The 7,568-nt window shown below is 71.6% G+C and carries 8 protein-coding genes; 3 read left to right on the top strand and 5 right to left on the bottom strand.

All coding sequences use genetic code 11. From position 1 onward, the window contains the following. The first annotated feature begins 536 nt into the window (after positions 1-536). Positions 537-797, top strand: a complete 261-nt coding sequence (locus ACZ6S5_RS15615; RefSeq protein ID WP_013284161.1) for a WhiB family transcriptional regulator — start codon at positions 537-539, stop codon at positions 795-797. Between the two features lie 68 nt (positions 798-865). Here the strand turns inward: ACZ6S5_RS15615 and ACZ6S5_RS15610 are convergent, their stop codons facing one another. Beyond that, positions 866-1,315: a metallopeptidase family protein gene (locus ACZ6S5_RS15610; RefSeq protein ID WP_091260118.1), complete on the bottom strand. Its 450-nt coding sequence runs from the start codon at positions 1,313-1,315 to the stop codon at positions 866-868. Between the two features lie 154 nt (positions 1,316-1,469). Here ACZ6S5_RS15610 and ACZ6S5_RS15605 point away from each other — a divergent pair, with 154 nt between their 5' ends. Continuing rightward, positions 1,470-1,838 (top strand): DUF3499 domain-containing protein, encoded by a 369-nt coding sequence (locus ACZ6S5_RS15605; RefSeq protein WP_466000823.1) that lies wholly within the window; start codon positions 1,470-1,472, stop codon positions 1,836-1,838. A 40-nt stretch (positions 1,839-1,878) separates the two neighbouring features. Here the strand turns inward: ACZ6S5_RS15605 and ACZ6S5_RS15600 are convergent, their stop codons facing one another. From ACZ6S5_RS15600 to ACZ6S5_RS15585, 4 genes are all read right to left on the bottom strand, one after another. Beyond that, positions 1,879-3,255 carry an NAD(P)/FAD-dependent oxidoreductase gene (locus ACZ6S5_RS15600; RefSeq protein WP_466000821.1) on the bottom strand — a complete coding sequence of 459 codons (1,377 nt, stop codon included), beginning with the start codon at positions 3,253-3,255 and terminating at the stop codon, positions 1,879-1,881. Next, positions 3,255-3,959 (bottom strand): pyridoxamine 5'-phosphate oxidase family protein, encoded by a 705-nt coding sequence (locus tag ACZ6S5_RS15595; RefSeq protein WP_466000819.1) that lies wholly within the window; start codon positions 3,957-3,959, stop codon positions 3,255-3,257. Before ACZ6S5_RS15595 ends, ACZ6S5_RS15600 begins: the two co-directional genes overlap by 1 nt. Next, positions 3,944-5,290 (bottom strand): aspartate aminotransferase family protein, encoded by a 1,347-nt coding sequence (locus ACZ6S5_RS15590; RefSeq protein WP_466000817.1) that lies wholly within the window; start codon positions 5,288-5,290, stop codon positions 3,944-3,946. The genes ACZ6S5_RS15595 and ACZ6S5_RS15590 overlap by 16 nt, the downstream gene beginning before the upstream one ends. A 368-nt stretch (positions 5,291-5,658) precedes the next feature. Further along, on the bottom strand, positions 5,659-6,171 hold the full coding sequence (locus ACZ6S5_RS15585; protein WP_466000815.1) for an Lrp/AsnC family transcriptional regulator: 513 nt from the start codon (positions 6,169-6,171) through the stop codon (positions 5,659-5,661). A 210-nt stretch (positions 6,172-6,381) separates the two neighbouring features. Here ACZ6S5_RS15585 and ACZ6S5_RS15580 point away from each other — a divergent pair, with 210 nt between their 5' ends. Then, complete coding sequence (locus ACZ6S5_RS15580) at positions 6,382-7,566, top strand: ABC transporter substrate-binding protein (protein WP_466000813.1); 1,185 nt, start codon at positions 6,382-6,384, stop codon at positions 7,564-7,566. The last annotated feature ends 2 nt before the right edge of the window (positions 7,567-7,568 follow it).

The raw sequence follows: 7,568 nt of genomic DNA, 5'->3' as shown, positions 1-7,568 counted from the left end.
GGGGGCTGCCCGCGGTTTTGCTCGGCCAACCCGCCCACGAGAGGAAAAGACCCACCCCCACCCCCCCCCCCCCCTCCCCCCCCCCCCCCCCCGGGGGCGGGCCCGCGGTCGGCGTTCGCGCGCTCGACGGGCGGTTGTGCGCCGGTCGCGTTAACCTGTGCCCCACCACATGCTGATCTTGGACGGTGTCGCGACGGCCGCCCGGGTGCGGCCCGCCGGAGCCTCCACCGGGGGCCGTCGGGCGGGTGCGCCACGGCGAAAATCTCGGGCAACTCGCCGGAGAGGGCGTTACTCGTCCGGGGTCTGAATCGATAGGGCAGGTTGCGAGGCTCGGGCGGCCCGGATGGTCGTCCCGTACGTGTCGGGAGGACGACTCCATTATCAAGTTTGGCTTGACGGCGCACGCATTACACGCGTGTAATTTGAATGGGGTTGTTCGGCCGGAACGCAACAAAATGGGTGCGGACGGACAAGCACGCCTTTCGCGTGGGGGGTTGCAGCGGCGATGACGCCGGTGCGCGACAAGGAGGCATTTGATGGACGGCCAGCTCGAGGTGGCCGACCTGCTCGGAAACGCGCCGGAGTGGCAGGAGCGGGCGCTCTGCTCGCAGACCGACCCGGAGGCGTTCTTTCCCGAGAAGGGCGGCTCGACCCGCGAGGCGAAGCGCATCTGCTCGCGGTGTGAAGTCAAGACGGAATGCCTGGAATACGCCCTGGGTCACGACGAGCGGTTCGGGATCTGGGGCGGGCTCTCGGAGCGGGAGCGGCGCAAGCTCAAGCGGCGGGTCGCCGCCTGACGCGTACCGGGCCGGGGCGGTGGGGGCCGCCCGGCCCGGGCCGACAGGCGGAGCCGGTGGGGGCCGGCTCAGGCCAGTTCGTCGGGGTCGACCCCGAGCAGGTTCGCCACCTGCTCGATGATCACGTCGTGCACGAGATCCGCGAGGTCCTCGCGGTCCATCGCACGGAACTCCAGCGGCCGCCGGTAGAGCACGATCCGCGGCGGCACCTCCTGCCGGCCCGGCCGGCCGGGCAGCAGCCGGGCGAGCGGCACCTCGCCGTCCTCCAGGACGTCCGAGTCGTAGACGTTCAGGTCCGGCGGGACGTCCTCGACGGCGAACTCGACGCCGGCCAGCTCCTTGGCGAACCGGCGCTCCAGGGTCTCGACCGTGTCCAGCACCAGGTCGTCGAAGACCTCGGCCTTGGTCCGGGCCAGCGGTACGGTGGCCGGCACCAGCCGCCCCCGCAGCCCGCGACCGTGCCGGTCGCGGTGGGTGCGCCGGCCGGAGCCGGGGCGGCGGTTCTCCGGGCTCGTCATGACGCAAAGGGTAGCCCGCCCCACCTGGCCGCCCGTCGTCGCGCCGCCGCAGCGGCGCGCCGGTGATCCGATCGGACGAATTGTGATCACCATGACGGGCGTGTCGTAACGCGAAGCGGTGCGCCGGAGCCGGTAATGGGGATACCCTGCCGCCGTGAGGTCACCACGGCGCTGCTCCCGTAACGGCTGCCCCCGGCAAGCGGTCGCCACATTGACCTATGTCTACAACGAGTCGACCGCGGTGGTGGGCCCGCTGGCGGCCTTCGCCGAGCCGCACACGTACGACCTCTGCGAGCCGCACGCCCGCAACCTGACCGCGCCGCGCGGCTGGGACGTGGTACGGCACGAGGGCGAGTTCGAGCCGCCCCCGCCCACCACCGACGACCTGGTCGCCCTGGCCGAGGCGGTCCGCGAGGCCGCCCGCCCCGCGCCCCCGCGCCCCCCGGATGACACCCAGGTCGCCCCGCAGGCGCCCCAACAGGGCCGCCGCGGCCACCTCCGCGTCATCCCCCCCAACCACTGACCTCCCGCGACACCCGCGCCTCCCCGGGCGCGAGTGCGGGTCAGTGGCCGAGGAGGCGGGAGAAGGCGGCGGCGCGGCGGGAGGGGCGGCCGGTGCGGAGTTCGGCCTCGTCGGCGGAGAACATCACCTTGAGGCCGGCGTTGACCGCCAGCCAGCGCAGGGGTTCCGGCTCCCAGCGGGGGGAGCGGTGGTTGACCCAGGGGAGGGCGGTCAGGTCGCTGTCCGCACCCCGGATCAGGTCGGCGAGGGTACGGCCGGCCAGGTTGCTGGTGCCGACGCCGTCGCCGACGTACCCGCCGGCCCAGGCCAGTCCAGTGCCGCGGTCCAGCCCCACCGAGGCGGCCCAGTCCCGGGCGACACCCAGCGGCCCGCCCCAGGTGTGGCTGACCGGCACCTCCGGCCCGAGCACCGGGAAGAGCTCGCCGAGCACCCGCCGCAGCGCGGCGAAGACCCGGGGTTCCCGGTCGTAGCCGGGGCGTACCCGGGAGCCGAAGTGGTAGGGGGCGCCCCGCCCGCCGAAGGCGAGCCGGCCGTCGGCGGTGCGCTGGCCGTAGATGATGACGTGCCGGTAGTCGGAGAAGGTCTCCCGCTCGGCCAGCCCGATCCGCGCCCAGGTCGACTCCGGCAGCGGTTCGGTGGCCACCATCAGCGAGTAGACCGGCGCGACGGCCCGCCGCTGCCCGGGCAGGGCGGGGGTGAAGCCCTCGGTCGCCCGGACCACCACCGGGGCGCGGACCACCCCGGCGGGGGTCACCGCCGCGCCCGGGCGCACCGCCGTCACCGGGGTCCGCTCGAAGATGCGTACCCCCCGGCGCTCGACCGCCCGGGCCAGACCGCGGACCAGCTTCGCCGGGTGCACCGCGGCGCAGTGCGGGGTGTACGTGCCGCCGCGCACCCCCTCGGCGTGGCAGCGGCCGGCGGCCTCGGCCGCGTCGAGCAGCACCAGGTCCTCGTCGGCGAGGCCGTGCTCGCGGGCCTCGGCGACCGCCGCCCGGGCGCGGTCGTGCTGGACCTCGGTGCGGGCCAGCACCACCGTCCCGCCGGCCCGCCAGTCGCAGTCGATGCCCTCGGCCGCGACCACCCGACCGACCTCGCGGACCGTCTCCTGCATCGCCCGCTGCATGGCGAGCGCCCGGTCCCGGCCGTGTCGGCGGGCCAGCGCGGGCAGCGAGGTGGGGAGGAGCGCCGAGCACCAGCCGCCGTTGCGGCCGGAGGCGCCGTACCCGGCGATCTCCTTCTCCAGCACCACGACGCGCAGCGCCGGGTCCGCCGCGGCGAGGTAGTAGGCCGTCCACAGCCCGGTGTAGCCGGCGCCGACGATCACCACGTCGGCGTCCGTGTCGCCGGGCAGCCCGGGCCGCGGGGTGAGCGGCTCGTCCACGCTGGACAGCCAGTACGACAGTTCCTGGTAGCGCATCACCACTCCGGTGGGGGCAGGTCGTGGCGCAGCCGTGGATCGGGCTGCGGGGTGCCGTACGCCTCGACGACCGGCACCACCCCGGCCCAGACCGGCCGGTCGAGGTCGTCCTCGGGGTCGTCGGGCGGACCCGAGCTGACCTTCACCGAGCACTCGTCCAGCGGCAGGGCGAGCACCAGCGTGGCGGCCAGCTCCTTGGCCGACGGCGGCCGGATCTGCGGCCAGCGGCCGGGGATCAGGTGCTCGGAGAGGCGTTCCAGTCCGGCCAGCTTCGCCGCGCCGTCCAGCGCGACCAGGCGGCCGAGCACCATGGCACACCGGTAGTTCATCGAGGACTCGAAGGCGCTGCGGGCCAGCACCAGGCCGTCGAGCAGGGTGACGGTGAGGCAGGCCGGCGCGCCGGCGGCGAGGTGTCGGAAGAGGCGGCTCCCGGTGGAGCCGTGCAGCAGCACCCGCTCGCCGTCCCGGGCGTACGCGACGGGCAGCGCGTACGGCTGGTCGTGGTCGGCGATGGCCAGGTGGCCGACCCGGCCGGCGTCGAGCACGGCGTGCAGGGTCGACCGGTCGTGGACGGCGAGGTCGGGCAGGCGGCGTACCCGGGTCCGGTTGGTGCCCCCGACGGCGGCCGGGCCGACGGGCGCGGGCCGGGACCCGTCGGTCCCGGCCCGGTCCGGTCCTGCGCCGCCGGTCAGAGGCGCGACCATGCCTCGGTCAGCACGGCGCGCAGGATCTGCTCGATCTCGTCGAACTGCTCCTGCCCGGCGATCAGCGGCGGGGCGAGCTGCACCACCGGGTCGCCACGGTCGTCGGCGCGGCAGTAGAGCCCGGCCTGGAAGAGGGCGGTGGAGAGGAAGCCGCGCAGCAGCCGCTCCGACTCGGCCTCGTCGAACGTCTCCCGGGTCGCCTTGTCCTTGACCAGCTCGATCCCGTAGAAGTAGCCGTCGCCCCGGACGTCGCCGACGATCGGCAGGTCGTTGAGCTTCTCCAGGGTGGACCGGAAGGCACCCTCGTTGGCCCGGACGTGCCCGATCAGGTCCTCGCGGGCGAAGAGCTCCAGGTTGGCCAGGGCCACCGCGCAGGAGACCGGGTGGCCGCCGAAGGTGACCCCGTGCGCGAACATGCCGGTCTCGCTGAGGAACGGCTCCATCAGCCGGTCGCTGGCGATCATCGCGCCGAGCGGGGCGTAGCCGGAGGTGATGCCCTTGGCGGTGGTGATGATGTCGGGCTGGTAGCCGTAGCGGGTGGCGCCGAAGTACTCACCCAGCCGGCCCCAGGAGCAGATCACCTCGTCGCTCACCAGCAGCACGTCGTACGCGTCGCAGATCTCCCGGACCCGCTCGAAGTAGCCGGGCGGCGGCGGGAAGCAGCCGCCGGAGTTCTGCACCGGCTCCAGGAAGACCGCGGCCACGGTGTCCGGCCCCTCCCGCTCGATGGCGCGGCCGATCTCCTCGGCGGCCCACCGGCCGAACGCCTCGGGGTCGTCGCCGTGCTCGGGAGCCCGGTAGAAGTTGGTGTTCGGCACCTTGATGCCGCCGGGCACCAGCGGTTCGAAGTCGCTCTTGATGCCGGGCAGGCCGGTGATCGACAGCGCGCCCATCGAGGTGCCGTGGTAGGCGATGTAGCGACTGACCACCTTGTACTTGTTCGGCTGGCCGGTGCGCTTGAAGTAGGCCCGGGCCAGCTTCCACGCCGCCTCGACGGCCTCGGAGCCGCCGGTGGTGAAGAAGACCCGGTTCAGGTCGCCGGGGGCCAGCGAGGCGACCTTCTCGGCCAGCTCGACGGCGGTCGGGTGGGCGTACGACCACAGTGGGAAGTAGGCCAGTTCGCCGGCCTGCTTGGCGGCCGCCTCGGCGAGTTCGGTCCGGCCGTGGCCGGCGTTGACGACGAAGAGCCCGGCGAGTCCGTCCAGGTAGCGGCGGCCCTGCGAGTCCCAGATGTACGGGCCCTCGCCGCGCACGATCGTCGGTACCTCGCCGGCGGAGTAGCTGGCCATCCGGGTGAAGTGCATCCAGAGGTGGTCGGTGGCGTTGGCCATGTCAGCCCCATCGGGTCTCGGGCCGGTCAGGGGTGACACCGGCCGCTCTGCCCACGGTTATCCCACAGCCCGGACCCGGAAGGCAAGTGGGAATCGATAGCGCTTTGGCTATTCGGCGACGGAATTAGCGAACCAGATGTCCGCTGACAACGGATTCCGTACTCGCCTCGCCGGGGCGTCGAGGCTGGCCCGGCGGCCCGGGTGACTGGTCGCGCGAGGCTTTCGAGCTGAGTCGCCGGTGATATCGCCGGCCGGTGGGCGAGCGGCCGCGGCCGGGAGCGGGGAGACCGGTCGGTGAGTCGTCTGTGACGTCAGCTCGAAAGGCGTGGCAAGGCAGCTCCTCCCGTCGTCGGGAGTCGTTCTGCCGATCAGGCGGTGCCCCAGCTGTAGGTCTGCTTGCGCAGCTTGAGGTAGACGAACGCCTCGGTCGACAGCACGCCCGCGACGCCGCGCAGCTTCTGCAGGATCTCCAGCAGGTGTTCGTCGTTGCGGCAGACCACCTCGGCCAGCAGGTCGAACGAGCCGGCGGTGATCACCACGTAGTCGATCTCCTCGAACTCGGCGAGCCGGTCCGCCACGGTCTCCAGGTCGCCGTCGGTGCGCAGGCCGATCATGGCCTGCCGGGGAAAGCCCAGTTGGAGCGGATCGGTGACCGCGACGATCTGCATCACCCCGGCGTCGAGCAGCCGCTGCACCCGCTGCCGGACCGCGGCCTCGGAGAGGCCGACCGCCTTGCCGATGGTCGCGTACGGGCGCCGGCCGTCCTCCTGGAGCTGCTCGATGATCTGCTTGGCCACGTCGTCGAGCAGAACGTGACTGGCACCTTCACGCACCGTGATCCGGCGCGTGCCGTTCCCGTTCTCCAGTTGCCGGTTGACCATCGTCCGCTCCCCCTGTCCGAATCCTTGGCGCTGAGCGTAGTGCCCCGGCGCAGTCTGGCGTATTTCGTGGCCCGAAGCTATTCCCGCAACGGAATCCCTTGTAAGGAAGGTCACCTCATGTCAGGATCAGTCGTCCATCGCCATTGACCCCTCCCGCCGGCGTGCCACCCCCGTCCCGCCGCCGACGATGATCCCCCTAGGAGTCGTCACATGCGTAGTCCCCACCGGTCCCTCACCCGGCGTGGTCTGCTCACCGGCACCCTCGGCTCGGCCGCCCTGCTCGCCACCGCGGGCACCCTGGCCGGCTGCGGCACCAAGGCCGCCAAGCAGACCGAGGCCGGTTGCAAGAGCGATGACCTCTCCGCGACGGAGAAGAAACTGGCCTTCTCCAACTGGCCCCAGTACATGGACGTCGACGAGAAGGACGAGTCCAAGCGCCCCACGCTGGACGCGTTCATCGCCAAGTCCGGCATCCAGGTGACCTACACCGAGGACGTCAACGACAACAACGAGTTCTTCGGCAAGGTGCAGAACCAGCTCGCCGGCTGTCAGCCCACCGGGCGCGACATCATGGTCCTCACCGACTGGATGGCGGCCCGGATGATCCGGCTCGGCTGGATCCAGAAGCTGGACAAGGCCAAGCTGCCCAACGTCGAGGCCAACCTGCTGCCCTCGCTGCGCAACCGTTCCTTCGACAGCGACAACCAGCTCGCCATCCCGTGGCAGTCCGGCCTTGCCGGGATCGCCTACAACGGCAAGCACACCACTGAGATCCGTACCGTCGACGAGCTGCTCACCAAGCCCGAGCTCAAGGGCAAGGTGACCGCGCTGTCGGAGATGCGCGACACCATGGGCCTGCTGCTGCAGTCCAACGGCCACGACCCGGCGAACTTCACCACGGCGCAGTTCGACGACGCGCTGGCCAAGCTCAAGCGGGCCGTCGACTCCGGACAGATCCGCAAGTTCACCGGTAACGAGTACTCCACCGAGCTGGCCAAGGGCGACATCGTCGCCTGCGTCGCCTGGTCCGGCGATGTCATCCAGCTGGGCTTCGACGACGAGAAGATCAAGTTCGTGGTGCCCGAGTCCGGCGTGATGCTCTGGTCGGACAACATGCTGGTGCCGAACAAGGCCACCCACAAGGCGAACGCCGAAGAGCTGATCAACTACTACTACGAACCGGCGGTCGCCGCGAAGCTCGCCGCGTACGTCAACTACATCTGCCCGGTCAAGGGCGCCCAGGCCGAGATGGAGAAGATCGACCCCGACCTGGCCAGCAACCCGCTCATCTTCCCGGACGAGACCATGCTCTCGAAGTCCAAGGTCTTCATGGCGTTGGACGAGAAGCGGGAGAAGGAGTACGAGACCAAGTTCCAGCAGGTCATCGGGGCGTGAGA

The sequence above is a fragment of the Micromonospora sp. NPDC051924 genome (assembly GCF_055586005.1).
This window is presented reverse-complemented; position numbering and strand designations above follow the sequence as displayed.

Bases quoted from the DNA above. Each gene is read 5' to 3' on its own strand.
- ACZ6S5_RS15615 (WP_013284161.1), top strand. From the start codon at position 537: ATGGACGGCCAGCTCGAGGTGGCCGACCTGCTCGGAAACGCGCCGGAG.
- ACZ6S5_RS15610 (WP_091260118.1), bottom strand. From the start codon at position 1,315: ATGACGAGCCCGGAGAACCGCCGCCCCGGCTCCGGCCGGCGCACCCAC.
- ACZ6S5_RS15600 (WP_466000821.1), bottom strand. From the start codon at position 3,255: ATGCGCTACCAGGAACTGTCGTACTGGCTGTCCAGCGTGGACGAGCCG.
- ACZ6S5_RS15595 (WP_466000819.1), bottom strand. From the start codon at position 3,959: ATGGTCGCGCCTCTGACCGGCGGCGCAGGACCGGACCGGGCCGGGACC.
- ACZ6S5_RS15590 (WP_466000817.1), bottom strand. From the start codon at position 5,290: ATGGCCAACGCCACCGACCACCTCTGGATGCACTTCACCCGGATGGCC.
- ACZ6S5_RS15585 (WP_466000815.1), bottom strand. From the start codon at position 6,171: ATGGTCAACCGGCAACTGGAGAACGGGAACGGCACGCGCCGGATCACG.
- ACZ6S5_RS15580 (WP_466000813.1), top strand. From the start codon at position 6,382: ATGCGTAGTCCCCACCGGTCCCTCACCCGGCGTGGTCTGCTCACCGGC.